Annotated in this window: 20 protein-coding genes; 14 read left to right on the plus strand and 6 right to left on the minus strand. The window is 34.0% G+C overall.

What is annotated here, in order from left to right; genetic code table 11:
• Positions 1–251: 251 nt before the first annotated feature.
• The 4 genes from ACE01P_RS06205 to ACE01P_RS06220 are packed head-to-tail and all read left to right on the plus strand — an operon-like array spanning position 252 to position 5,151.
• Positions 252–1,172 (plus strand): DUF4625 domain-containing protein, encoded by a 921-nt coding sequence (locus ACE01P_RS06205; protein ID WP_379695371.1) that lies wholly within the window; start codon positions 252–254, stop codon positions 1,170–1,172.
• A 15-nt stretch (positions 1,173–1,187) separates the two neighbouring features.
• Positions 1,188–1,658 (plus strand): DUF4625 domain-containing protein, encoded by a 471-nt coding sequence (locus ACE01P_RS06210; RefSeq protein WP_379695373.1) that lies wholly within the window; start codon positions 1,188–1,190, stop codon positions 1,656–1,658.
• Positions 1,659–1,668: 10 nt separating this feature from the next.
• The gene (locus tag ACE01P_RS06215) at positions 1,669–3,876 is read left to right on the plus strand and encodes a TonB-dependent receptor (RefSeq protein ID WP_379695375.1); all 2,208 of its coding nucleotides are present in this window, start codon (positions 1,669–1,671) and stop codon (positions 3,874–3,876) included.
• Positions 3,877–3,927: 51 nt separating this feature from the next.
• Positions 3,928–5,151: a hypothetical protein gene (locus ACE01P_RS06220; protein WP_379695377.1), complete on the plus strand. Its 1,224-nt coding sequence runs from the start codon at positions 3,928–3,930 to the stop codon at positions 5,149–5,151.
• A gap of 196 nt (positions 5,152–5,347) precedes the next feature.
• On the opposite strand, the gene trxA is transcribed toward ACE01P_RS06220, so the two are convergent.
• Positions 5,348–5,665 carry a thioredoxin gene (gene trxA / locus ACE01P_RS06225; RefSeq protein WP_008466289.1) on the minus strand — a complete coding sequence of 106 codons (318 nt, stop codon included), beginning with the start codon at positions 5,663–5,665 and terminating at the stop codon, positions 5,348–5,350.
• 231 nt (positions 5,666–5,896) lie between these two features.
• Here trxA and ACE01P_RS06230 point away from each other — a divergent pair, with 231 nt between their 5' ends.
• Positions 5,897–8,368, plus strand: a complete 2,472-nt coding sequence (locus ACE01P_RS06230) for an AsmA-like C-terminal region-containing protein (protein ID WP_379695379.1) — start codon at positions 5,897–5,899, stop codon at positions 8,366–8,368.
• Between the two features lie 106 nt (positions 8,369–8,474).
• Here the strand turns inward: ACE01P_RS06230 and ACE01P_RS06235 are convergent, their stop codons facing one another.
• Positions 8,475–8,705, minus strand: a complete 231-nt coding sequence (locus tag ACE01P_RS06235) for a hypothetical protein (RefSeq protein WP_379695381.1) — start codon at positions 8,703–8,705, stop codon at positions 8,475–8,477.
• A 344-nt stretch (positions 8,706–9,049) separates the two neighbouring features.
• Between ACE01P_RS06235 and ACE01P_RS06240 the strand changes: the two genes are divergently transcribed.
• Positions 9,050–9,364 (plus strand): HPF/RaiA family ribosome-associated protein, encoded by a 315-nt coding sequence (locus ACE01P_RS06240; protein WP_379695383.1) that lies wholly within the window; start codon positions 9,050–9,052, stop codon positions 9,362–9,364.
• A 168-nt stretch (positions 9,365–9,532) separates the two neighbouring features.
• On the opposite strand, the gene ACE01P_RS06245 is transcribed toward ACE01P_RS06240, so the two are convergent.
• Positions 9,533–10,201, minus strand: coding sequence for a hypothetical protein (locus ACE01P_RS06245; RefSeq protein WP_379695385.1), 669 nt, complete (start codon positions 10,199–10,201; stop codon positions 9,533–9,535).
• A gap of 176 nt (positions 10,202–10,377) precedes the next feature.
• On the opposite strand from ACE01P_RS06245, the gene ACE01P_RS06250 reads away from it, so the two are divergent.
• The 5 genes from ACE01P_RS06250 to ACE01P_RS06270 all read left to right on the plus strand — a co-directional run bounded on the left by ACE01P_RS06250 (position 10,378) and on the right by ACE01P_RS06270 (position 14,417).
• Positions 10,378–10,866 carry a nuclear transport factor 2 family protein gene (locus ACE01P_RS06250; RefSeq protein ID WP_379695387.1) on the plus strand — a complete coding sequence of 163 codons (489 nt, stop codon included), beginning with the start codon at positions 10,378–10,380 and terminating at the stop codon, positions 10,864–10,866.
• 263 nt (positions 10,867–11,129) lie between these two features.
• The gene (locus ACE01P_RS06255) at positions 11,130–12,512 is read left to right on the plus strand and encodes an ammonium transporter (RefSeq protein ID WP_379695389.1); all 1,383 of its coding nucleotides are present in this window, start codon (positions 11,130–11,132) and stop codon (positions 12,510–12,512) included.
• 138 nt (positions 12,513–12,650) lie between these two features.
• Positions 12,651–13,328 carry a tRNA (guanosine(46)-N7)-methyltransferase TrmB gene (trmB, locus tag ACE01P_RS06260; protein ID WP_379695391.1) on the plus strand — a complete coding sequence of 226 codons (678 nt, stop codon included), beginning with the start codon at positions 12,651–12,653 and terminating at the stop codon, positions 13,326–13,328.
• 41 nt (positions 13,329–13,369) lie between these two features.
• Complete coding sequence (locus ACE01P_RS06265) at positions 13,370–14,008, plus strand: LysE family transporter (RefSeq protein WP_379695393.1); 639 nt, start codon at positions 13,370–13,372, stop codon at positions 14,006–14,008.
• 82 nt (positions 14,009–14,090) lie between these two features.
• Positions 14,091–14,417, plus strand: a complete 327-nt coding sequence (locus tag ACE01P_RS06270; protein WP_379695395.1) for an MGMT family protein — start codon at positions 14,091–14,093, stop codon at positions 14,415–14,417.
• Positions 14,418–14,591: 174 nt separating this feature from the next.
• Here the strand turns inward: ACE01P_RS06270 and ACE01P_RS06275 are convergent, their stop codons facing one another.
• Complete coding sequence (locus tag ACE01P_RS06275; protein ID WP_379695397.1) at positions 14,592–15,917, minus strand: sensor histidine kinase; 1,326 nt, start codon at positions 15,915–15,917, stop codon at positions 14,592–14,594.
• Between the two features lie 2 nt (positions 15,918–15,919).
• Positions 15,920–17,284, minus strand: coding sequence for a sigma-54-dependent transcriptional regulator (locus tag ACE01P_RS06280; protein ID WP_379695399.1), 1,365 nt, complete (start codon positions 17,282–17,284; stop codon positions 15,920–15,922).
• A gap of 159 nt (positions 17,285–17,443) precedes the next feature.
• Here ACE01P_RS06280 and ACE01P_RS06285 point away from each other — a divergent pair, with 159 nt between their 5' ends.
• The 3 genes from ACE01P_RS06285 (at position 17,444) to ACE01P_RS06295 (ending at position 22,065) form a co-directional block, all read left to right on the plus strand.
• Positions 17,444–18,688 (plus strand): efflux RND transporter periplasmic adaptor subunit, encoded by a 1,245-nt coding sequence (locus tag ACE01P_RS06285; protein ID WP_379695401.1) that lies wholly within the window; start codon positions 17,444–17,446, stop codon positions 18,686–18,688.
• Between the two features lie 104 nt (positions 18,689–18,792).
• A complete protein-coding gene (locus tag ACE01P_RS06290) occupies positions 18,793–19,500 on the plus strand; it encodes an ABC transporter ATP-binding protein (RefSeq protein ID WP_379695403.1) in 708 nt (235 codons plus the stop codon).
• Positions 19,501–19,632: 132 nt separating this feature from the next.
• Positions 19,633–22,065: an ABC transporter permease gene (locus tag ACE01P_RS06295; RefSeq protein ID WP_379695404.1), complete on the plus strand. Its 2,433-nt coding sequence runs from the start codon at positions 19,633–19,635 to the stop codon at positions 22,063–22,065.
• A gap of 64 nt (positions 22,066–22,129) precedes the next feature.
• On the opposite strand, the gene ACE01P_RS06300 is transcribed toward ACE01P_RS06295, so the two are convergent.
• Positions 22,130–23,728, minus strand: a complete 1,599-nt coding sequence (locus ACE01P_RS06300) for a murein L,D-transpeptidase (RefSeq protein WP_379695406.1) — start codon at positions 23,726–23,728, stop codon at positions 22,130–22,132.
• Positions 23,729–23,905: the final 177 nt, after the last annotated feature.

Genomic DNA, 23,905 nt, shown 5'->3' on the forward strand with positions numbered 1-23,905 from the left:
CTTTTCTGCACAAAAATTCCCTTTTAAATTTTATCGATTATAGCATTGGTGCTAAAACTTAATTCGAGTTTTTAGTTCTGTTTCTGCTGTTTTTCAATCATTCAGAAGATTGTTTCACCCCGCTGGGGCTCTTTTCTAAATGGCAAATTGATTTTCTATAAATATTTCGTCCCTCTGGGACTTAATACACTGAAAAACATTCTCGTAACCCAAATACTCTTTATAAAATGATCAAAATCAAATCAGAAAAAATGAAAACAACAAAACTCATTCTGGCTTCGGTTTTTGCTGCAATTACTTTTACAGGCTGCAGTAACGACGATTCAGAAAAAGAACCAGCTATTCCTGCGATTGACAAAATCGAATTGGGTCTTGGAAACAACGAAACTGCAACTATTGGCGAAGATTTCCATTTTAACGCGGAGGTAACTGCTGCTGACAAAATCAAAGATGTACAAGTGAAAATTGTACAAAAAAGCACTGAAACCTATTCTAAAGTTTGGTCTCACGAAATTACTTGGACGCAATATGCAGATGCCAAAAACGCAACGGTTCACAAGCATTTTGACATTCCAGAAGACGCTGTTGAAGGTAAATATGATTTCATTATTATCATCAACGATCAAAACGGAACAAAACTGGAAGTAACCAAAACCATCACGATTTACAAACTAGAAAATATTCCTGTAAATCCTGTGGCTTCAATTTTCACGGTTTTTATTAATGATGGTTTTATGTATCGAAAAGGCAAATTTTCTGATCCGGCCGCTAAGTACAAAAACAACGATATTTTCAGTTCGCAAGTAACGCTTGAAGGCATAAAAGGCGACGGAATTATGTATTTGCTTTTGATTAATAAAAATGCTAAACACAATCCGGAAAGCGTTGATCAAATTGATTTTAGCAAAGTGATCGTTTATGATGTTTTAGAACATAAAAACGTGGCCGATGCAGGACAATTTTCTAATGTTCCGTGGGATGGCGTAAAGTTTACAAGAGAAAAACCAAATCTTATAATTGGTGCTGCAAAAGACAACAATTCTCCTGTTCAGCAAGATTTAATTGCCAACAAATCTTGGGCTTCTGGCGATTATACTTTTTTGGTTTTGTATAAAAACACGACTTATAATATCAATTTTTCTCAATCTATTGATCTTCCATTTGCACTTTAATTCAAATCAAAAAAAATGAAAAAGATACCATTTTTATTAGGCGTTTTTGCTTTGACTTTTATTTCTTCTTGTTCTAGCGATAAGACAGAAATCGATACGGAATATCCTGTAATTGACATTTCAGCAAAAGAAGCTTTCCCAATTCAATGCAGTACGATCCAACGTGGACAAATCTTCACTTTCAAAGCGACTTTTAATGACAATGTCGAATTGGGTTCTTACAGCTTAGATATTCATCACAATTTCGATCATCATACACACAGTACAGAAGTGACGACTTGCGAGACCGAAGCGGTGAAAAAACCTGTAAACCCAATGCTTTTTATCAACAATTATACTATTCCAAATGGTGTGAAAAGTTATGAAGCAACGGCGCAAATTACAATTCCTGCCGATGTTGATCCTGGCGATTATCATTTTATGATCAGATTAACGGACAAAGAAGGCTGGCAAACGCTGAAAGGTTTAAGTATTAAAATTTTATAATCAGGATTTAATGAAGAATGCCCAATTCCTTTATTGGAAATATTGTTTTTTACTCGCTAGTTTATTGATTTCATCTGAAGCTGTTTCTCAAAATAAGCCTTCAGAAAAAAAGCCTGAAATTAAAGAACTCAACGAAGTTATTGTCAACGGAAATGCTGTTGAAAAACGCAAAAAAGAAGAATCGCTGAATGTTGAAACTGTAAACAGCAGTTTTATTCAACGTAATCTTGGCGGTAGTTTGATGCAGTCTTTACAGAAATTGCCTGGTGTTAAAACCATTTCGATTGGTTCTGGAGGTTCAAAACCGCTTATTCGAGGTTTGAGTTTTAATCAAGTGATTGTCGTTGAAAACGGTTTGAAACACGAAGGCCAGCAATGGGGCGCGGATCATGGTTTGGAAATCGATCAATATGCAGTAAACCGAGTAGAAATCATAAAAGGTCCTTCTTCATTTATTTACGGATCTGATGCTGTGGGCGGTGCGGTGAATATTAAACCGCTTCCTCTTCCGTCTAGAAATACTTTTGGCGGAAGCGTTGACCTTACAGGAAAAAGTAATAATGCGCTATTTGGAAGTTCTTTTAATGTATATGGTCGATATGAAAACTGGGTTTTCGATTCTCGTGTAACCACAATGGATTACGGCGATTATCGTGTTCCAACAGATATGGTTCATGTATACAGTTACGCTGTTCCGTTGTATAAAAATCATTTGCGAAATACAGCTGGACGCGAACTCGATTTTCATTTGAGTACGGGTTATTCTGGAGAAAAATTGAAGTCGGTTTTTTATTTCAGTAACGTTCACACGAAAAGCGGTTTTTTCGCGAATGCGCACGGACTCGAACCAAGAAATGTCGATATCGAATTGCACGACAAATCAAGTCGGGATATTTTGATGCCGTATCAGCAAGTCAATCATTTGAAATTGAGCAATACGACTTCTTTTAATTTAGGAAATCATGCTTTTGAAACACAGATTGGCTTTCAAAAAAACTTCAGAAGAGAATGGAGTCATTACGTCAATCACGGTTATATGCCCCCAATTTATCCAGATGACATGTACGCTCCACAAGATTTGGAACGTCAATATGATAAAGATGTTTGGTCGTTTTCTGCGAAAGATGAATTTTCTATTAATCGTCATCAAATTACAATTGGAACTAATGTCGTTGCGCAAGAAAATGCCATTGGCGGATGGAGTTTTTTGATTCCAGCTTTTACGCAATTGAATGCGGGTTTGTTTGTTTATGATAAAATTGAACTGAACGAAAAATGGTTTCTACACGGCGCAGTTCGTTACGATTATGGTACGATCAAAATGAAATCGTATTACGATTGGTTTGAAAGTCCTGTTTCAGAAAACAATCAGACGCAATTGGAATATTTACAGCGTTCTGAAGATTTGACCAAAACATTCAACAGTTTTACTTGGTCGACTGGGGTAAATTACAATCCAGGAAATCTGACTTTGAAAGCTAATTTGGGGTCTAGTTTTAGAATGCCGATTGCGAAAGAATTGGCTTCAAACGGTGTCAATTATCATTATTTCAGATTCGAAAAAGGAAATCCAAATCTGGATGCAGAACGTTCGTATCAATTGGATTTGGGAATGGAATGGCAACAGCAAAACTGGTCTTTTCAACTAACACCGTTTGTGAATTATTTTCCGAATTTCATTTATTTAAATCCAACCTCAGCCCATGATATTTATTATGGAGCAGGAAATCAGGTTTTTGAATACGAGCAAAGTAAAGTATTCCGTTATGGTGCCGAATTGCAAACGCGTTATTATTTCCTAAAATCTTTAAGTGCAGAAATCGCGGCAGAATATCTTTATTCAGAACAAAAATCTGGAAGCAAAAAGGGATATACGCTTCCGTTTTCTCCGCCTCCTTCTATTTTGTTTGGATTGAATTACGAGCCTCAAACAGGCTTTTTGAAAGATGCTTACTTCTCTGTTGATTATCGCCTTACAGCAGAGCAAAACCATATTGTTCCGCCAGAGAAAAAAACAGCCGAAAGTCATGTTTTTAATATCGCTTTAGGTACAAAAATAAAAACAGGAAAAGAGACGATCAGCATTAATGTTCAGATACAAAACTTATTCAATACAAAATATTTAAATCACACCAGCTTTTACCGACTTATCGAACTTCCGGAAGCGGGAAGAAATATTATTGTTTCTATGAAAATTCCATTTTCGATTTCGCGATAAGTCCGACCATTCAAAAATCAATTATTTACAAATTTTAAATCCTTTATTACAATGAAAAACAAGTTTTACAAACTACTTTTTTTGTCTGTTTTATCGCTTTTTGCGGTTTCGTGCAGCAACGACGACGATAATCACGACGACCACGATCATGACCATGACGCTTCAGAAGAACATACTTTTGTTAGAGTTTTACTTTCTGACGAAAAAACAGCAGAGTTAACGCTTTTTGATCCGCATGAAGATAAAATCAGTTCTTTTACGGCAAAATTTGCTAAATCATCTTTGTACACAACAGAATCTGGACGTTATGCAGGAATTGTTCACAGAGACAATAATTTCGTAGAAACTTTTGACAGCGGACTAGAATTACACGGCGACCATATTGATGTGGATGATGTTCCTAAATTTGGAGTTTTAGCGACAAGCGCATTAAAACCAACTCATTTTAAAAGTAAAATTGGAGAAATTCTAACTTTTAACGATGGAGACGGAACGCTTTCTGTAGGTAAAGAAGCAGATGTACACAAAGCGGGTGCAACTTTCAAAACGATTAACGCAGGTTTATTGGCGCATCACGGTGCAATGGCGACTTTTACTAATGGAACTTACGCTATTACAGAAAAAGACAATTCGGTTACAGGAACGCTTCCTGAAAAAGTGAAAATCATTGACAATACTGGAAAAACACTTTTTGATGCTAAAATTCAAACCAAAGGAATTCACGGAAATGCTTCAGACGGAGTTTACGCAGTTTTTGGTTCTTCTAGCGGAATTTTAGTAGTTGAAAGCAACGGAAATCAAAAACTAATTGATCATCCATCAGATTTTGGAACGGCTTGGTTTGGAAGTATTTTAGAAACGGCTTCTGCTGGAAAATTCATTGGATTTACGGCTGCAAAAGGCGCTTATTTAATTGATGTTGTTGCCAATACTGTAAAACCAATTATCGCAAACACAACAATTATGCAATGTAAAGTAAGTTATGATCATAAAAAATTGGCTGTTTTATTGCATTCAGGAGATTTCAAACTTTATGATATCAGCAGTTTACAAGTGGCAAAAGAAGTTAAAGCAACTTCAGAAACAGCTACAGATGCAACATTAAAACCTCAAATGGCAGTTACAGATCGTTTTGCTTACATCACTTCGCCATCAACTGGAGAATTATTGCAAGTAAACCTTTCTACATCGGCAATCAAAAAGACTAAGGTTTCTAGTACTCCTTATATGATTACGATTTTAGGTTATGAAAACAGTGAAACGCACAGCCACTAATTCATAATTAGAATAAAATAAAAAAGATTTTTCGCCACGAATTCACGAATTAAATTTGTGAAATTAAGGGAGTAGTTTTATCTGCTTTTCTAAGTAACTTAATTAACACTAATTCGTGAATTCGTGGCGAAAAAAAAATAAAATAAAAAAGGTCCAACTTTCGCTGGACCTTTTTTATATAAATCGTAATCTAAGATTACAATAAAGCGTCTAAACTATCTGCGTAGGCTTGTTTCGGAGCTACTCCTACTTGTTTTCCTACTACTTCACCATTTTGAAACACCAAAACGGTTGGTATGTTACGCACACCATATTTTGCAGCAAATTCTTGGTTAGCATCTACATCTACTTTACCAACAACTACTTTACCAGCATACTCTTCGCTTAATTGGTCAATGATTGGACCAACCATTCTACAAGGACCACACCATGCTGCCCAAAAATCTACCATTACTGGTTTATCTGATTTTAAAACTACTTCATCAAAAGTAGCATCTGTTATTGCTAATGCCATAATATATTAAGATTAAAATTATGTCTGAATATTTAACTTTCAAACTACAGTACAAATTTAAAAATTTAAAATAAATCAAACACCATTACTAAATTAGTTTTCATTATAAATGTATTGTCAATAATTATAAACTGTATAGGGTTAAATTTACAATTTATTTATCTGAAAATCAAACCAATAAAAGTTTTAGCATTTTTTTAGTATCTTAGTAAGTCCAAAAACATGTTTAACATGAAAGAAACTTTACATAAAACAAAATCCTTTCTGCGATCTGAATCTTTTAAAAAATATGCCAAACGTTTCGGATATTTTGTTCTTGGCCTAGTTGCCATTCTTTTACTTGCCTGTGGAGGTTTGTCTATTTATTTCAATCGACATAAAACAGAAATTATTGCCAAAGTCAATACCAAAATCAACGAAAATATAAATGGTAAATTCCATATTACCGACTTTCATTATAAGTTCTTAACGGGCTTCCCCTATTTTACATTGGCTTTAAATGATGTGGAAATAAAAGACAATAAATGGGAAAGCCACAAACATACTTTACTGAGAGCCAAAGAGATTGAAGCGCGCTTAAACATCTGGAGTTTATTGCATCACGAAATCAATATTCATAAAATCTTAATTAACGACGCTGATATTTACATTTACAAAGCCGCAGATGGTTATTCTAATTCCAACATTTTCAAACCTAAAAAGAAAAAACCTAAAACTGATAAAGAGAAACCTGAAACAACAATCGATCAGGTAAGCTTAAGCGAAGTTCATGTGATTATTGACAATCATTTAGGACATAAATTATTTGATTTTGATGTGGCAAGTTTAGAGTCTAAAGTCGATTATGACGATGACAATTGGCAGACGAATCTGTTTTTGAAAACGAAAATTAACAGCCTTGCTTTTAATACGGTTCACGGAAGTTTTGCTAAAGAAAAAATGCTGGAAGGTAAATTTGATATTTCATATTCTGAAGCCAAACAAAAAATTGACATTAATACCAAAGGCCTCAAAATTGGTTCTGATGCTTTTGATATTGTCGCTTTCTTTAATATCGGAAAAAACAATTCGCTTTTCGGAATCAATATCGGGACTGATATTTTATGGCAAAATGCGTCTAATTTATTGTCTGGAAATATCAGTTCGAAGTTGAATAAATTTGGTATCAAAAAACCAATTAAGGTAAACTGCGATATCAAAGGCGATTTGAATGTAGAAGGCGATCCTAAAATTGTGGTTCAGGCAGATGTCAGAAATAACGAATTAAGTATTCCGGATGGTTTGTTTACCAATTGCAGTTTCAAAGGAATTTTTACGAATAATTTCAAGCCAGAAAAAGGATTCAGCGATCCGAATTCTGCTATTATTTTGACCAATTTTAAAGCCGAATATGAAAACATTCCTTTAAATATCGCACAAGCTGTTATTAATGATCTAGAAAAACCAATTGTAACGGGAGTTGTAAATTCTGATTTTGATATTTCGAAATTGAACGGAATGATGAATGAAAAAATGCTGCATTTTGAAAGCGGCCATGCCAAAGCCAATCTGAAATTTCAGTTTGATATTGTCGATTTATACATCAACAAACCACGTTTTACAGGTAATGTTGATATTGACAATGCTACATTTGATTACCTTCCGAAAAGCATTCACGCCGAAAATACAGCCGTACAATTGTCATTTACCCAAGAAGCGCTTTACATCAAAAAGATTGCTTACAAACACAAAAACAACATTATCCGCATTGACGGAAAAATTGATAATTTCCTAAATCTATATTACAACGCCCCTGAAAAAATGGTCGTAAACTGGAATATTTATTGTCCGAATATTGATGTGAAACAGTTTTTAGGCGTTTTAAAAAATTCTTCACAGCAAAAAACAGTAACAAAAAAAGCAGCAAAGCAGAATGTCAATTTTACGAATCAGCTAAAATCTGTAACCGAAAAATGTACGGCGATCATTAATCTAAAAGCCGACAAAATTACATACGGCTCTCTTACTGCAACCCAGACAAGAGCAACACTGGAAATGCTGAATTCTAAAATTCTGCTCAAAAACGGAACGGTACAAACATCTGGCGGAAGCATCAATTTTAGCGGTTCTGTTCAGCCGAGCGGAAATCATTATGTTTTTACCTCAAATGCACAGGTAAACAAAGTTGATATTGCAAGCTTTTTAAGATCTTTCAACAACTTCGGAATCAAATCTTTTAGTCCGAAAAACATCAGAGGCCGATTAACCAGCAATGCCAATGTTACAGGTTTAATGAGCAGCAAAGGCGATTTGATTATGAATTCGATGAAAGGAAAATTAGATTTTAATGTCAACCAAGGCGCGTTATTAAACTTCGAACCTATTATGAAAGTCGGTAAATTTGCTTTTCCACTTCGTGATGTAGAGAATATTACTTTCAGTGATTTATCGGGTTCGCTTAATCTTCGAGGCGAACAAATCGATGTCCACAAACTAACAATAAGTTCAAGCGTTCTTAACATGGATGCAGAAGGCATTTATTCTTTCGGCCGAGGCACCAATCTCGCCCTCACCGTTCCGCTAAGAAATTCTAAAAACGACGCCAAACTCGCCACAAAAGAAGAACGAAAAGCCGTTCGCGAACGTGGTATTGTCCTGCATTTGATCGCTTATGATAATGAGGGGAAGATGAAGGTTAAGTGGGGGAAGAAGGAGAAATCGTAATTTCTTTTTTTGAATAGATTCTCATTTTTTGTCATTTCGACGGAGGAGACAAACTAGTGTAAAATTAAAAAAAGCCACTCCTCAAAGTGGCTTTTTCATTTCTACATTATTCAACCTCCAAATAAGGATCCAAAATCTCTGCTAATTTATTCAGCCAATAGAAACTATCTTCAAGATTGATGTTTTCTGGTTGTGTGGTTTCATTTTTTAGGACATTTAGCGCAAGCGTATAATTTACTTGTCTAATGGTTTTCGCCATACTTTTGGAATCAATTGAATTGTTGAAGAATTCAGTTAACCTCAATTCGGTTTCTTTGGAAAAAGTGTTTGTACTCATAATCTTGAATTTTAGGAATAAAAAACCCATGTGGCTTAGCTGTCCTGCACCTTCAAGAACGCGCTACGGTTGTTTCCAATAACGTCAGCATACCACATGGGCAAGAATTTTTGTGTGTTCATAATCTTGAATTTTTAGGAACTCCAAATATATGAAAAACAAAAACAAATTGTAAGTTTTTTCTTTATTTATAAAATTGAATACTCTAAGTATATTTTCTCTAAATCGAAATTACAAAATTGAAAAAATAATTCTTTTAAAATTTCATAATATTTCCTTAACTCACTTGTCTTTTACCTTTAAAATAAATAAGTTTGAGAATGAATCATTAAATTTTATCCGTTATGAAAGTACAAATCAATACAGACAAAAACATTGAAGGAAGCGCAAGATTAGAAAGTTATTTTTCTGGAGAAATAGAAAAAACTTTAAATCGTTTTGAAGATAAAATTACCCGTGTAGAAATTCATTTTGGAGATGAAAACGGCGAAAAATTCAGCTTGCATGACAAGAAATGTGTAATTGAAGTCCGTCCCGTAAAATTACAACCCATAACCGTAACAGAACACGCCGAAACTCTTGAAAAAGCTTTCAGCGGAGCATTAGCCAAAGTCAAAAAATCGTTGACTACCACTTTCGAGAAAATAAAAGAACATTAATCTATTTTTTAAACCATATAAGTAATATAAGTTCATTTTAAGTTTACCGAAAAACTTGTATCACGAAAAAAAGAAGCCGCAAAGTATGTACTTTGCGGCTTCGCTTTTTTTAGGAATAGCATTAAGTGAAATCTTAAATTCCTTATATCACTTATATGGTTCAATAAACTATTTCGGTAAAGGTGCTCCAACTGCAATATCGCAACGGTGACCTGGTTTTCCGTGTGGCGGGTTCATTCCATCTGCAACTGTAGTTTCGTTACTTTCAGTACTTAACAATGCTGGAACCGCATTTGATGGCGGAGGAGTTACCGTAAAGTTTTGTGTAACCGTTCCGGTTTGTGCTGTATTTGTAGCTGCAGCAGTTGTTTTTGCAGCAGGCGAATTTAATGGTGCTCCAACTGGAATATCGCATCTATGACCTGGCTGTCCGTGTGGCGGGTTCATTCCTTTAGCCACTTTAACTGGTTGTTGGGTTGTTGTCGTAGTTACCACTTGAGGCTGGCTCATTTTTACAGTTTGTCCTGCTTGTGCCGTAACTTGACCTTGCTGTTGAGGTGCCGAATTTAAAGGCGCACCAACCGCAATATCACAACGGTGACCCGGTTGTCCGTGCGCAGGATTAATTCCTTTTGTATCACTTAAAACTGTATTTGGGTTTGCCGTAGAATTTTGCACCACTGGCGCAGCGGCTTTAGTTGTAGTTGTATCTTTTGCAAGTCCTAACCTTACTAATTCGGAAGTTGCTGTACTTGCTTGCGGTTCTAATTCCTTTTTACAGGAAACGAACATTAGAGAAGTTACAGCGAATGAACTTATAAGTAATTTTGCCTTCATGACTGGGGTATTTTTATTGAGAATCAAATATAGTGGTTTTTTGAGAGATTAAATGACATGAGTAATGTTAATGATAATTAAACGCAAAATCTTTAATTATTTGAAAACTTCCATTTCCTTAAATAACTTATATGGTTCAAAAAAAATTATACCTTTAAAGTCAAATAATAATACTCATGAAAAAAACACTTTTACTTCTTTTATTCGTTGCTTCTTTTGCGAATGCTCAAGCAGACAAAAACAAAATCAATCAAACCTTAGATGCTTGGCATAAAGCTGCTGCTGAGGTAAAATTTGACGCTTATTTTAGTGTATTAAATTCTGATGCGATTTACATCGGAACTGATGCTACAGAAAATTGGACTAAAAAAGAATTCGCAGTTTGGGCAAAACCATTTTTTGACAAAGGAACAACTTGGAACTTTAAAGCCTTAGAACGTCATATCTTTTTTGACAAAAGCGGAAAAATTGCTTGGTTTGATGAATTATTAGATACACAAATGAAAATTTGCCGCGGATCTGGAGTTTTAGTTAAAGTAGGTAACGAATGGAAAATTCAGCATTATGTTCTATCAATGACAGTTCCAAATGACGAAGTTGATGCTGTAACCAAGATAAAAACACCAATTGAAGACGCATTGATTTCAAAACTTCAGAAAAAATAAAACATTTTCAGCTTTTGTTATTATAAACATAACTTTTTGAGCACTTTACAAAAGGCACTGCTGAATTATTTTTAATTAATTCGTCAAAAACAGTGCTTTTTTGTAACTTTAGAATAAGATACTGTCAAAAAAACGTGCCGTATTTTACAAAATCAATCAAAATAAAACCCATACCTCTATTTTATCAGCCTTTAAAACAAGAATCTTTATTTTTTTCTAACTTTGACCCCAAAAAAAATAGGGTTAAACAAAGTATTTTAAAAATGAAAATAGAAAAACGCTGGATTATTTCCTTTATTATCATTAGCGTCGTATGTACAATAGGTGCATTTTGGCCAACTGTTACAGAAAATAATTATGTTTTATCAGAATTTGGAACTACAGACCATATAGTTCCTGCCGATGTTGCCTGGATGCTTACTTCGAGCTGTCTGGTTTTAATCATGACGCCAGGATTGTCTTTCTTTTATGGTGGAATGGTAGGAAAGAAAAACGTTATTTCTACCATGCTTCAAAGTTTTATCTGTTTAGGAGTGGTAACGCTTTTATGGGTTGTTGTTGCATTTAGTTTGGCTTTTGGAGAACCAGTTGGTTTTGGTTCTGGAGACCATTTTTATAGCTTTTTCGGAAATCCGACAACTTTTGCTTTTATGGATTATGTTGGCGTTTTACCTCATAAACAATTGGCAAACACGATTCCGTTTATGCTTTTTGCTTTGTTTCAAATGAAATTTGCGATTATCTGTCCAGCGATTATTACAGGTTCGTTTGCAGAACGTGTTCGTTTTATTTCTTATTTAGTTTTCATTAGTTTATTTACCATTTTTATATATGCTCCTTTATGTCACGCCGTTTGGTATCCGACAGGAGTTTTAGGAAGTTATTTCGGGGTTAAAGATTTCGCTGGAGGAACTGTCGTTCACATGAGTTCTGGTTTTGCAGCTTTGGCAGGAGTTATTGTTTTAGGGAAAAGAAAAAACAGTCAGCATATTCCAACCAATATTCCTTTTGTTTTATTAGGAACTGGAATGCTTTGGTTTGGTTGGTTCGGATTCAACGCTGGATCTGCGCTTGCTGCCAACGGAACTGCTGCTATGGCTTTTGCTACAACTACAACTTCATCTGCTGCAGCAATGCTTACTTGGATTTTCTTTGATAGAATGAACGGAAGGAAAGTTTCTGCTCTTGGAGCTTGTATTGGCGCTGTTGTTGGTCTTGTGGCCATTACGCCTGCTGCCGGATTTGTTTCTGTCCCAGAAAGTATGTTCTTCGGATTCATCACGGCTTTGGTTTCTAACACTGCTGTAAATTGCAAATATTCTAAAAGATTTGACGATACGCTTGACGTTTTTGCTTGTCACGGTGTCGGAGGAATTATGGGAATGATTCTAACAGCTGTTTTCGCTCACGGCGAAAATGCAAGTTTACTTCACGGCGGATGGAATGTTTTCGGACATCACATGATGGCGTTGGTTTTAGTTTCAGTCTTTACTTTCTTCGGAGCCTATTTCTTATTCAAAGTAACGAATTTCATTATTCCTTTGAGAGTTTCAGAAGAATCAGAACACATCGGATTGGATTTATCACAACACGATGAATCTCTTGATCCAAAAGCACAACCAATAACAGAACCTCATTACGGTTAAATAATATTTTTTTCCGCCACGAATTCACTAATTATTTTTAAAATAAAATTCGTGAATTCGTGGCGGAAAACTTTTTAAACACAATTCCGTTACTTTCATTCGTTTATATTCCTTAATTTTGCGGAAAATTTTTGTAAAGTGGGAAGTAAAAATAAACTAAAAAGATTCAGAGAAAACGAAACATTCCAAAACGTTTTTCAACCAACAAGAGAAGAAGTTGTAGGCGATTTAATGCCTTTAAAAGGAAAATGGAACTCTGATTTCTTTAAAAATGATAATCCATTAGTTTTAGAATTAGGATGCGGAAAGGGAGAATACTCTGTTGGATTAGCAGAAAAATACCCAAACAAAAATTTTATCGGAATCGATATTAAAGGAGCGCGTTTCTGGAGAGGTGCAAAAACTGCTGTAGAAGACGGTCTTCATAATGTTGCTTTCGTTCGTACACAAATCGAATTGATCAACCATATTTTTGCTGAAGGCGAAGTAGACGAAATCTGGATTACTTTCCCAGATCCGCAGATCAAATATAAGAGAACGAAACACAGAATGACGAATTCTGAATTCTTGAAATTGTACAAAAAAATCTTGAAAAAAGACGGTGTTGTAAATCTTAAAACCGATAGCGAATTTATGCACGGTTATACTCTTGGATTACTTCACGGAGAAGGTCACGAAGTTTTGTATGCGAATCACAATGTATATAAAAACGAAGGAAGCCCTGAGGTTGTAACTGCTATTCAGACTTTCTACGAAAAACAATATTTAGAAATTAATAAGGCAATTACGTATATTCGTTTCAAAATTAAAGACTAACTTTAATTTTGAAACCTTTATCTAACTGATTTAATAACTAAATGACCTATCTCGTTCCCCTAATTTCAGGTTTTATTGCCGCTGCCATTGGAACTATTCCGCCTGGATTGCTCAATATGACAGCTGCCAAAATAAAAATGAAAGAAGGGAGAAAGAATGCGCTGTCATTTGTAATTGGTGCAGTTTTAATTATCTTTTTTCAAGCTTATATCGCAGTATTATTTGCTCGAGTCATAGACAATCGTCCAGATGTTGTAATATTATTGCGTGAGGCTGGTTTTATCATTTTTTCGATCTTAACTATTTATTTTTTGTTTTTTGCGAAAGAACCAAAAGCAAAGAAAAAAACGAAAATAAAAAAGAGCAGTAAAAAAAGTCGTTTCTTTCTCGGAATGTTGCTTTCTGGATTGAACTTCTTCCCTATTCCTTATTATGTTGTAGTAAGTGTAACACTTGCTTCCTACCATCTTTTTGTATTCGAAAATCCGATTATTTTAACCTTTGTATTAGGTTCTGTTATTGGCGCTTTTGGAATTTTATACAGCTATATCGCCTTTTTCGGAAGAATAGAAAAGAAAACCGATTACTTCATGCGTAACATGAATACCATTATCGGAACTGTTACAGGATTAGTTGCTCTTGCGACACTTTTTAATATCTTGAATTATTACTTCGGATAAATAAAACCAACCATTAAGAGATTAAGAAAAATTAAGTTTTTATCTTTATTAACTTCATATCTTAATGGTAAAATATTTTAAAATGGCTGAAGAGAATTTTTTCGAAAGAGTTTATGTAATCGCCAGACAAATTCCGTTTGGAAAAGTAACTTCTTATGGCGCTATCGCGAAAGCCTTAGGAACAGCTCGTTCGGCAAGAATGGTCGGCTGGGCAATGAACGCGTGCCATAATATGGATGATGTTCCAGCGCACAGAGTCGTAAACCAAAAAGGCCTTTTGACAGGAAAGCATCATTTTGACGGAACTAATTTAATGCAACAGCTTTTAGAAAATGAAGGCATTAAAGTAGTCAATAATCAGATTGTGGATTTTGAAAAGCATTTCTGGAAACCTGAAGTTGAAGTTTAGATTTTTCACCATATAAGTGATATAAGTTAATTTAAAGTTTTACTTTCTCATTTAATCTCGCAAAAACGCGAAGTCACAAAGAAAATTTAAAATAAACTTTGCGACTTCGCGTCTTTGCGAGAGATACAAACACAATGTTTAAAAGAACTTATATCACTTATATGGTTCATTTTATCAAATCAAACAAATCACAAAACTAGTTTGATCTTCATCGGTTTGATAGCTTAAATAGCCTCCGTGCGCTTCGATAATGTTTTTAGAAAGCGTTAATCCAATTCCCGCTCCGTCTTTTCTTGTGGTGAAAAATGGAAGGAAAACTTTATCTCTAATTTCTGCGTCAACTCCTTTTCCATTGTCTGAAATCACGATAAAAAAGCGATTGTTTTCGGTATAACTGGAGATTATCAGTTTCTTTTCTTCTTTTTCTTTTAAAGCATGAATACTGTTGGTTATCAAATTGATAATTACCTGTTCCATCTGATTTTTATCAATCAGAATTGAACGGGAACTATGAATTTCATTGATTAATTCAATTCCTTCTTCTTTCAAAATCGGACTCATAATTCGCAAGCAATCTTCAAACAAAGCATTTATCGGTGTCATTTGTTTGTTTGGCGTTGGAAGCATAGCCAGTTTTCTATAATTCTCTACAAAAAACTGCAAATGATCACTTCTGTTAATGATGGTCGAAATACTACTTTTAATATCTTCAAAATCATCTTCTTCCAATTCTTCCTGATCTACAATATGGAGTAAATTCTGCGAAAGCGCACGAATTGGCGTTAGAGAATTCATTAATTCATGTGAAATAATCTTCATTAAATTAATCCAAGCTTCTTTTTCTTTTTTCTCGATAACACGCTGAATACTATCCAACAGAATAATAAAATATTCTTTGTTATACGTTTGAGTGCGAGAAGTCTGCAACATAAAAGTCTGCAAATCCTGATCCTCAATTTTAATTGAAATTGCCGTTTTCAATTCGCCAAAATCTACATTCTCAATTTCATTGCAAAGCGCAGGAAGATAGTTTTTAAGGTATTTCCAATGACTTACTTTTGGAACTTTAAATAATTTCGAAAAACAATCATTCATTATAAAAATAGACCAATCCTCATTTTCTTTTTCTAAAATTAAAGCTGCTGTATCGATGCTGTTCAAAATCGAACGATAGATCAATTCTTTGGATATTTGTTCCTGTTTTTGAGCTTTTAAAGCATCATACAAAAGATACAAACTACTGAAATTGTTTCTTTTATATTCTTCTGGAAAGTGAGTAGAAAAATCGTCATGCAAAATGGAATTTATCGTTTTGTCATAAAACAACAATTGGGTTTTGACAAAAAAATACATTTCGAACAGAAAAATCAAAACAAAAACACCAACTAGAATTGCATTGAATTTGAATCCGTTGTACAACAAAAAAGCACTGCAAAGGAAAAGCGCCATTATAAACACAACTCTTATAAACAACGCGTTATAAAACTTCCAGTTCTTCATTTTCAGTGGTTTTTCAAATCGTATTTTTCAATTCTTCTGTATAAAGCAGCGCGAGACAAACCCAATTCTTCGGCAGTTTTACTGATATTTCCGTTATGTTTAAAAAGTGCTTTTTCGATTGCACCTTTTTCCATTTCAGATAACGGATTTTCGTCGTTTTCCTGAATTTCTTCAAAATCCAAAATGTCCAAATCCATAACAGAAATTGTATTGTTTTCCGCCAAGATTAAAGCACGTTCGATCTTGTTTTCCATTTCACGGACATTTCCTTTCCATGGATATCTTTCTAAATAAGAGGCTGCATTCTCTTCAAAACGCCATCCCGAAGCTTCGGGACTATGATTGTATTTTTCGGCAATTTGTTCTAAAATAAAATTTGCCATTGGCACAATATCATCTTTCCTTTCTCGTAAAGACGGAAGATTTATTTCCATTGTATTGATTCGATAAAGCAAATCTTCTCTGAAAGTTTTGTTCTTTACTTCAGTTTTAATATCACTATTTGTTGCTGCAATAACACGCACATTGAGCGGTCTTGGTTTACTTTCTCCTAAACGCGTTACGGTTTTGGTCTGCAAAACATGAAGCAATTTCGCTTGAAGATGCAACGGAATATTTCCTATTTCGTCTAAAAAAATAGTTCCGTTTGAAGCATTTTCAAAACGGCCAGGAGTATCAATTTTAGCATCTGTAAAAGCGCCTTTGGCATAACCAAAAAGCTCACTTTCAAAAAGATTATCGCTCAGAGAACCTAAATCTACATGCACAAAAGGCTGATTTTTTCTTTCAGAATGCTGATGAATATATTCTGCAAAAACATATTTCCCTGTTCCGTTTTCACCTAAAATCAAAACATTAGCGTCTGTTCGAGCCACTTTTTCGGCAATAGAATAAGCTTGTTTTATTTTGACTGAAGTTCCGACGAAGTATTTCTTTTCGGATTTTTCTACTTTTTCAGTTGCCTTTTTAGTGTTTTTTCTGCTTTCAGTAACCGCTTTATCAATGGCTTCTAGCAGTTTTTCATTATTCCACGGTTTTAAAACATAATCAAAAGCTCCGATTTTAATACCTTCTACAGCAGTTTCAATTTTACCGAAAGCGGTCATTAAAATCACAATTGTGTTTGGAGAAAGTTCTTTAATTTCTTTTAGCCAATGAATTCCTTCTCGCCCATCTTCAAAACCAATTCGGTAATTCATATCCAGCAAAACCACATTTATGTCATTTTCGTTTAAGATCGAAATGATTTTTTTTGGGCTATTAGTCGTGAAAATTGTCTCAAAATGCTTTTTAAGAATCATTTTGGCAGAAAAGAGAATTTCTTCCTGATCGTCAACAACTAATATTTGGGCTAGCTTTTTTCTCATGTGGTCTTTTTTCTGTCCGCTTCCGAACGGTCAACTGTTCATTATCGAACACTTCTTTTTTGAGGTGTTTTTCAAAGCCTCTTTAAAATCAATAGTTTACAAATAATAAATTTTATGGCACAATATTTACCTATTGACTATCAGTAAAATATTAAAAAAATGGACACGGTAATTCCTCGTAAAAATAAAAAATTTAGATATCTCGCAATAGCAATTGCTGTTTTTTTAGTTTTGCTTACGATCTCGGTTTTTGCTTTCAATACCAAAAGAACTTTAAACGTAAAAGCAGATGAATTGACCATTCAAAAAGCTGAAAAAGCTTTTTTTGAAGATTTCGTGGTTTTTCAAGCAAAAGTTGAACCTTTGAATGTAATGCTTGTAAACGTTACTGAAGGCGGTTCTGTAAAAGAGATTTTTGTAGAAAACGGAGCAATGGTGACCAAAGGGCAATCTCTGGCTCGTTTGTACAATCCGAATACAGAATTGAATTATCTGACTCAAGAAACTGCTATTATTGAGCAAATCAACAACTTAAATACAGGAAAATTAAATATCAGAAATCAAGAATTAAACCTCAACAAAGATTTAGTTTTGATTGAACACGATTATAACGATGCCAAAAGATTGTACGACATGAATGCTAAGCTTTATGAAAAAGATGTAATTTCTAAAAATGACTGGAATACTTTTAAAGAAAGCCTTCGTTTTCAGGAAGAACGAAAAAGAACCATCCAGCAGAGTATTCAAAAAGAAAAACAATCGAATCAAGTTCAGATTTCGCAAATAAATCGTTCAATTCAGACGATGGAAAAGAGTTTGGATATTCTTAGAAATAACAAAAAGAACTTTTTAATTACAGCGCCAGAAACAGGACGATTGACTTCTTTTGAACCTGTTTTAGGAAAAACTTTTCAGGCTGGAGCAAGCATCGGAAAAATCGACGCTAATAAAGGTTACAAACTGACTGCTGATGTGGATGAATTTTACTTAGAAAAAGTTAGAGAAGGCTTAAAAGGTCAAGTAGAATTTAAAGGAAAAAATCTTGAAGTTATCGTTACCAAAGTAATTCCGGAAGTTAAAGGCGGACGTTTTACTGTAGAATTGGCTTTTGCATCTAAAGAAAAAATTGCTCTTCAAGACGGACTTAGCTTTGGCGTAAAATTGATTTTATCTGAAAAGAACAAAACACTAGTAATTCCGAGAGGCGCTTTTAATCAGGAAGCGGCAGGAAAATGGATTTTTGTTGTGAATGGAAACAAAGCCGCAAGAAAAAATATCAAATTAGGACGCGAAAATCCTTCTTATTATGAAGTTTTAGAAGGTTTAAAAGAAGGCGAATCTGTAGTAACTTCTTCTTATACCGACTATAAAGATATTGAAGAGCTTGCGCTTGAGAAAGAATAGTTTTCAGTCGCAGTCACAGTTTACAGTTTTACAATTATAAAAAATCATCGTTTCAATCATCAATCAAAAAACGAATTTAACAACATTTCAAAACCTTAAAAATTATGATCACAATTCAGAATTTAACCAAAGTTTTTAGAACAGAAGAAATAGAAACTGCTGCTTTGAGCGGTATCAATTTAGAAATAAAAAAAGGAGATTTTTTAACTATCATGGGGCCTTCAGGATGCGGAAAATCGACTTTATTGAATATTATCGGACTTTTGGACAGTGCAAGCAACGGAAGCTACAAACTGTTAGACCAAGAAATGATCGGCCTGAAAGAAAAAGGAAGAGCAAAAGTGAGAAAAGAAAATATTGGCTTTATTTTCCAAAACTTCAACTTGATCGACGAACTTTCTGTTTACGATAATATCGAATTGCCTTTGCTTTACAACAACGTAAAGGCTTCTGAAAGAAAACAAAAGATTGAAGCAATTGCTGAAAAATTAAACATTTCTCATCGTTTAAAACATTTTCCGCAACAGCTTTCTGGAGGACAACAGCAGAGAGTTGCCGTTGCAAGAGCTTTGGTAAACGACCCAAAAATTATTTTGGCCGATGAGCCAACAGGAAACTTAGATAGTAAAAACGGTAATGAAGTAATGGAACTTTTAACCGATTTACACGCTAAAGGCGCTACTATTTTGATGGTTACCCACTCTGATTATGATGCTTCTTTTTCGCAAAGAACCATTCATATGAAAGACGGAGTTATATTTTCTGAGAAGTTAAATCAACGTAATGTTGATGTTTTTATGGACGCTAAATAATAAAATCATGATTAAAATTATTGTTACTGCACTCGTGGTTCTGGTAGAATTTGTCTGCAGAATATTTACTATGCTTTAAAACCAAAAGCATTACAAAAACAGCCATATCAACTATAAAAAATATACATCAAAATGATTTTTAACTGGTTTAAAATATTTATTTATCATTTAAAACAAAGCAAATTGTTTTCGTTTTTAAATGTTTTAGGTTTAAGTATTGGAATTGCTAGCGTGATTTTTGCCATTTTATATTGGAACAACGAGCATTCTTACGATCAATGGAATCCAAATAAGGAAAATGCTTATATGGTGTTGAATAAAATTGGAGCAACTGGTGATACTTGGGGCTCTAACTCCATTCCGTTTGGTGAAACCTGCAAAGCGTCAATTCCGGAAATTGAAAAAGTATGTTTCTTCAATACTTGGTACGATGAAGATATTATCAAATATCAAAGTCAAAAACTTATGGCAAAAAAGATTACTGTAAGCGATGAAAATTTCTTCGATTTTTTTCCTTTTGAAATTGTACAAGGAGCAAAAACAAACATTCTAAAAGAAAAAAATAGCGTTGCCATTTCTGAAGAGCAAGCTAAATTAATCTTTAAAGATGAAGATCCAATTGGAAGATCAATAATCTACAATACTGTTGCTTATACTGTAAAATCGGTTTATCGTATTATCAAACCTTCATCAATTGAACCAAATTATGTTTTTAGCGGTGTAAAACGTCAAGGCGACATAAACAGTTGGGGAAACTTTAATTATGGTTTGCTTGTTAAAATCAAAAAAAAGGCTGATGCGGTGGCGGTTTTAAAGAAAATGCAAAACGTCAATTACGTTAACCGAACTTTAAAAGATGCTAAAGAAAATGGCCAGACTCCAGAACAATATATAAAGGAAAATGGCGAAATCATCGTTATTTTAGACCAATTGCAAATGTCTCGTTTGCACGGAACGAAAAGTTCAGCCGGACAAAATTTTCCAGAGGGTGTAGGAAATTTGAAATTGCTTTACATCATGGGTGGTTTATCTGTTTTAATTCTCATTTTATCATTGGTCAATTACATCAATTTAGCGACTGCATCGGCAATCAAACGTGCAAAAGAAGTTGGGGTTCGCAAAATTGTAGGAGCTTCAAAAAATCAAATTATAACGCAGTTTATTTTTGAAACGGCTATTATTGTTACGCTGGCTATTTTGTTTGCTTTGGCAATTGTTGAGCTTTCATTACCTTATTACAATACCTTTTTAAAGAAAAATTTGATTATGAATGGCAGTGAATTTTACCTGCAGCTCATTTTTATATTTGGATTAGTAATCGTTCTTGCGGGTATTTTCCCTGCCATTTATATCTCAAATTTTGAGACGTTAAAAGTTCTTAAAGGTAATTTCTCTAGAAGCAAAAGTGGTATTTGGATTCGAAATTCGATGCTTATTTTTCAATTCGGAATCGCAGCGTTTTTTATTATTGGTGCTTTGATTGTTAATTCTCAGGTCGATTATATGATGAACAAAGACCTTGGATTTAGCGGTGATCAAGTCATTTCAATTCCGTACAACAAACCAGACAGACAAAAAAGAGTACAGCAATATGGCGTTGACAAACTAGAAATCAAAAAAATATCTGGAGTTGTAGATGTTAGCACATTTGCCGGAAGTTTTGGCGGCAGTACGAACTCAAGTTCTGGATTTACACATAATGGAATTTTCGTGCAGCCAAGAAATGCTGAGATCGATTTTGGTTTTCTTGAAATGATGAAAATAAAAATCGTTGAAGGTCGTTATCTATCCCCTCAATTTGCATCAGACACTGTAAGCAACATGCTAATCAATGAAACGTTAGCCAAAACACTGAATTTGAAAAAACCGATAAATACAATTATAACTTCAGGTTGGAGTATTGGAGATGGAAATAATTTGAAGTTCAAAATTGTGGGCGTTGTGAAAGATTTTCATATTACAGGACTTCAAAATAAAGTTCCGCCAATGGTTTTTGTAAACATCAAAACCTTAAAATGGAATAATTTCAACAACATTTTTGTAAAGGTTTCTCCAAATAATTTAACCGAAACATTAGAAAAATTAAAAACCTATTGGACAAAAAACGTAAATCCAGACTACCCCTTTGATTATGAATTCGTTAATAAAGGATTTGCCAAAACTTATCAAGAACAAATCAAACAAAAAGACTTATTTTTCATTCTAAATTTGGTAGTAATCGTAATTGCCATCTTCGGATTGTTCGCTTTGGCATCATTTTCGATGGAGAGAAGATTGAAAGAAATAGCCATTCGAAAAACTTTAGGAGCTGAAACAGATATACTCTTAAAAGAATTGTCGAAACAATACATTGTTTACTGTTTTATAGGATTTGCAATCGGAATTGTTCCTGCATATATATTATTACAGAAATGGCTTGAAGATTTCGCTTTTAGAATTGGAATATCATCCGTTCCTTTTGTAATTGCCCTAGTTTCTCTTTTGCTTTTAACATTAATAATTGTTTTAACAAAGGCGTTTCAGGTAACTAAAATAGATGTATTAAAGTATCTAAAATACGAATAAGCTTGTAGACCATTTTTTTTAAAGAAGCCCAACAGATTTCAGTAAAATCCGTCGGGCTTTTATTTTAGTCTTTCATAGTTAAAGCATCAGAAGAATAAAGGAGTTTGTCTAAGCTTTCATCACGTCCATAAACATCTGGATAAAAATGAATTTCTCCGTCTTCCTGAACCCAGCAAGTAAAATAACCTATATAAACAGGAATTTTATTTTTAAGCATGCAAGTCGTTTCTTTTTCGCCGCTCATCGCTTTATCAATTTTATCTACAGGCCAATCGGGATCATCTTTTAAAATATGCAATGCCAATTGTCTTGCTTCTTTTACGTTAATACAACCATGGCTGAAAGTACGATTTTCAAAATCAAACAACGTTTTTGCTGGCGTATCGTGCATGTAAATATCATTCGGATTTGGGAACATGAATTTGACTAATCCTAAAGAGTTTTTTGGACCTGGTTTTTGCCTTACTTTGCCTCCATTCCATTCCATATTATGCTCTGCGAGATAATTTTTATTGCTTGCAATTTGTGATTTCAATTCGTTTTGCACAATACTATTTGGAACATTCCAATACGGACTAAAAACAATTCGATCCATATTACCGCTAAAAATCACGGTTTCATTCATTCTGTTTCCAACAAATATATCCGATACTAGATCTATTTTATCATTTTTGACATAAAACAATCTAAACGACGGAATATTAACCATTACAAATTCTTGCGCGCGCGCTAATTTAGTCGGAATCCATCGGCAGCGCTCCATATTCAGCATAATCGTTCTGATTCTTTTACCAATAGGCTCATTCATCTGATTGATATGATCTCGCGTTATGACATAATTCAATTTAAGATTATACCTTTTTTTATACTTCATAATTCCAAGCATCAACTCTTCATCATAAATATCGCTTCCAGTGTCTCTATTTAAATCTCCGACCACAAACAACCGATTTCTAATTTGTTTTATCGCAATTGCAGTATCATCTGGTCTCATGTCTTTATAAGTAGCACTATCGATGGTGATTTTCTGCCAAAGACCATCTTTTTCTATTTTTCTGTATTTCTTTAAAGCATCTTGAAGTTTGTAGTATTGTTTAAACAACAGATAATCGTCTTCATTCAATCGATCAGAATCAACAATAAGCGAGTCTAAAATTCGAGCGTAAGAAATGGATTTTGCAGGAAGAAACCAGCCAATTTTTTTCAGCGTAGCAGGATCTACTCCAGAGTATACATTGCTGGCATAAAAAACATACATGCTTGTAAGAAGCAATTCGGTATCTATATGAGGCGGATCAATGTTATCACTTTCGTTAAATGCTTCATCAATAACATCTTTATAAGGCATCTTATCTTCGATTCCCTGATCTTTAAGAACATTGACCTTTTGGTACAATAACGCACCCAATTCGGTTATGCTCTTATCATCATACCAAATAGATTTGTATTGTTTTGCTTTATAAATATCTTCAACATCTTTCTGATACTTTTTAAGCTTAGGATATTTTTTAAAAAAAGCATTTATAGCAGTCGTATTGACCGTCACTTCTTCGTATGAAACAATAGCTTTGTCTATACTTCTGTTTTTGTCTGGAAAAGACTTAAATGAAAATGCAAAAAAACTGGTCGCAATAAGAATTGATAAAAAAGTAAAATTTCGCATATTTTTAAAGTTTAAAATTGTAGAAATAACTTTAAAAAAAACACAGAAAACCCAATAACTACTTCAAAAAACTTTAGTTTTCACCTATTTTTTTTATATCTGGCAATCATCGATTTGGGCTATCAAATATAATGAAGTTTTGTGAGAATTTTTATTTAATTGAAAGAAAAATTACAT

Origin of the sequence: Flavobacterium sp. HJSW_4 (genome assembly GCF_042436695.1) — a bacterium.
Taxonomy (GTDB): Bacteria; Bacteroidota; Bacteroidia; order Flavobacteriales; family Flavobacteriaceae; genus Flavobacterium.

Bases quoted from the DNA above. Each gene is read 5' to 3' on its own strand.
- ACE01P_RS06235 (WP_379695381.1), bottom strand. From the start codon at position 8,705: ATGAGTACAAACACTTTTTCCAAAGAAACCGAATTGAGGTTAACTGAA.
- ACE01P_RS06240 (WP_379695383.1), top strand. From the start codon at position 9,050: ATGAAAGTACAAATCAATACAGACAAAAACATTGAAGGAAGCGCAAGA.
- ACE01P_RS06245 (WP_379695385.1), bottom strand. From the start codon at position 10,201: ATGAAGGCAAAATTACTTATAAGTTCATTCGCTGTAACTTCTCTAATG.
- ACE01P_RS06210 (WP_379695373.1), top strand. From the start codon at position 1,188: ATGAAAAAGATACCATTTTTATTAGGCGTTTTTGCTTTGACTTTTATT.
- ACE01P_RS06230 (WP_379695379.1), top strand. From the start codon at position 5,897: ATGAAAGAAACTTTACATAAAACAAAATCCTTTCTGCGATCTGAATCT.
- ACE01P_RS06290 (WP_379695403.1), top strand. From the start codon at position 18,793: ATGATCACAATTCAGAATTTAACCAAAGTTTTTAGAACAGAAGAAATA.
- ACE01P_RS06250 (WP_379695387.1), top strand. From the start codon at position 10,378: ATGAAAAAAACACTTTTACTTCTTTTATTCGTTGCTTCTTTTGCGAAT.
- ACE01P_RS06270 (WP_379695395.1), top strand. From the start codon at position 14,091: ATGGCTGAAGAGAATTTTTTCGAAAGAGTTTATGTAATCGCCAGACAA.
- ACE01P_RS06275 (WP_379695397.1), bottom strand. From the start codon at position 15,917: ATGAAGAACTGGAAGTTTTATAACGCGTTGTTTATAAGAGTTGTGTTT.
- ACE01P_RS06280 (WP_379695399.1), bottom strand. From the start codon at position 17,284: ATGAGAAAAAAGCTAGCCCAAATATTAGTTGTTGACGATCAGGAAGAA.
- ACE01P_RS06285 (WP_379695401.1), top strand. From the start codon at position 17,444: ATGGACACGGTAATTCCTCGTAAAAATAAAAAATTTAGATATCTCGCA.
- ACE01P_RS06220 (WP_379695377.1), top strand. From the start codon at position 3,928: ATGAAAAACAAGTTTTACAAACTACTTTTTTTGTCTGTTTTATCGCTT.
- ACE01P_RS06295 (WP_379695404.1), top strand. From the start codon at position 19,633: ATGATTTTTAACTGGTTTAAAATATTTATTTATCATTTAAAACAAAGC.
- ACE01P_RS06265 (WP_379695393.1), top strand. From the start codon at position 13,370: ATGACCTATCTCGTTCCCCTAATTTCAGGTTTTATTGCCGCTGCCATT.
- ACE01P_RS06205 (WP_379695371.1), top strand. From the start codon at position 252: ATGAAAACAACAAAACTCATTCTGGCTTCGGTTTTTGCTGCAATTACT.
- ACE01P_RS06215 (WP_379695375.1), top strand. From the start codon at position 1,669: ATGAAGAATGCCCAATTCCTTTATTGGAAATATTGTTTTTTACTCGCT.
- trxA (WP_008466289.1), bottom strand. From the start codon at position 5,665: ATGGCATTAGCAATAACAGATGCTACTTTTGATGAAGTAGTTTTAAAA.
- ACE01P_RS06300 (WP_379695406.1), bottom strand. From the start codon at position 23,728: ATGCGAAATTTTACTTTTTTATCAATTCTTATTGCGACCAGTTTTTTT.
- ACE01P_RS06255 (WP_379695389.1), top strand. From the start codon at position 11,130: ATGAAAATAGAAAAACGCTGGATTATTTCCTTTATTATCATTAGCGTC.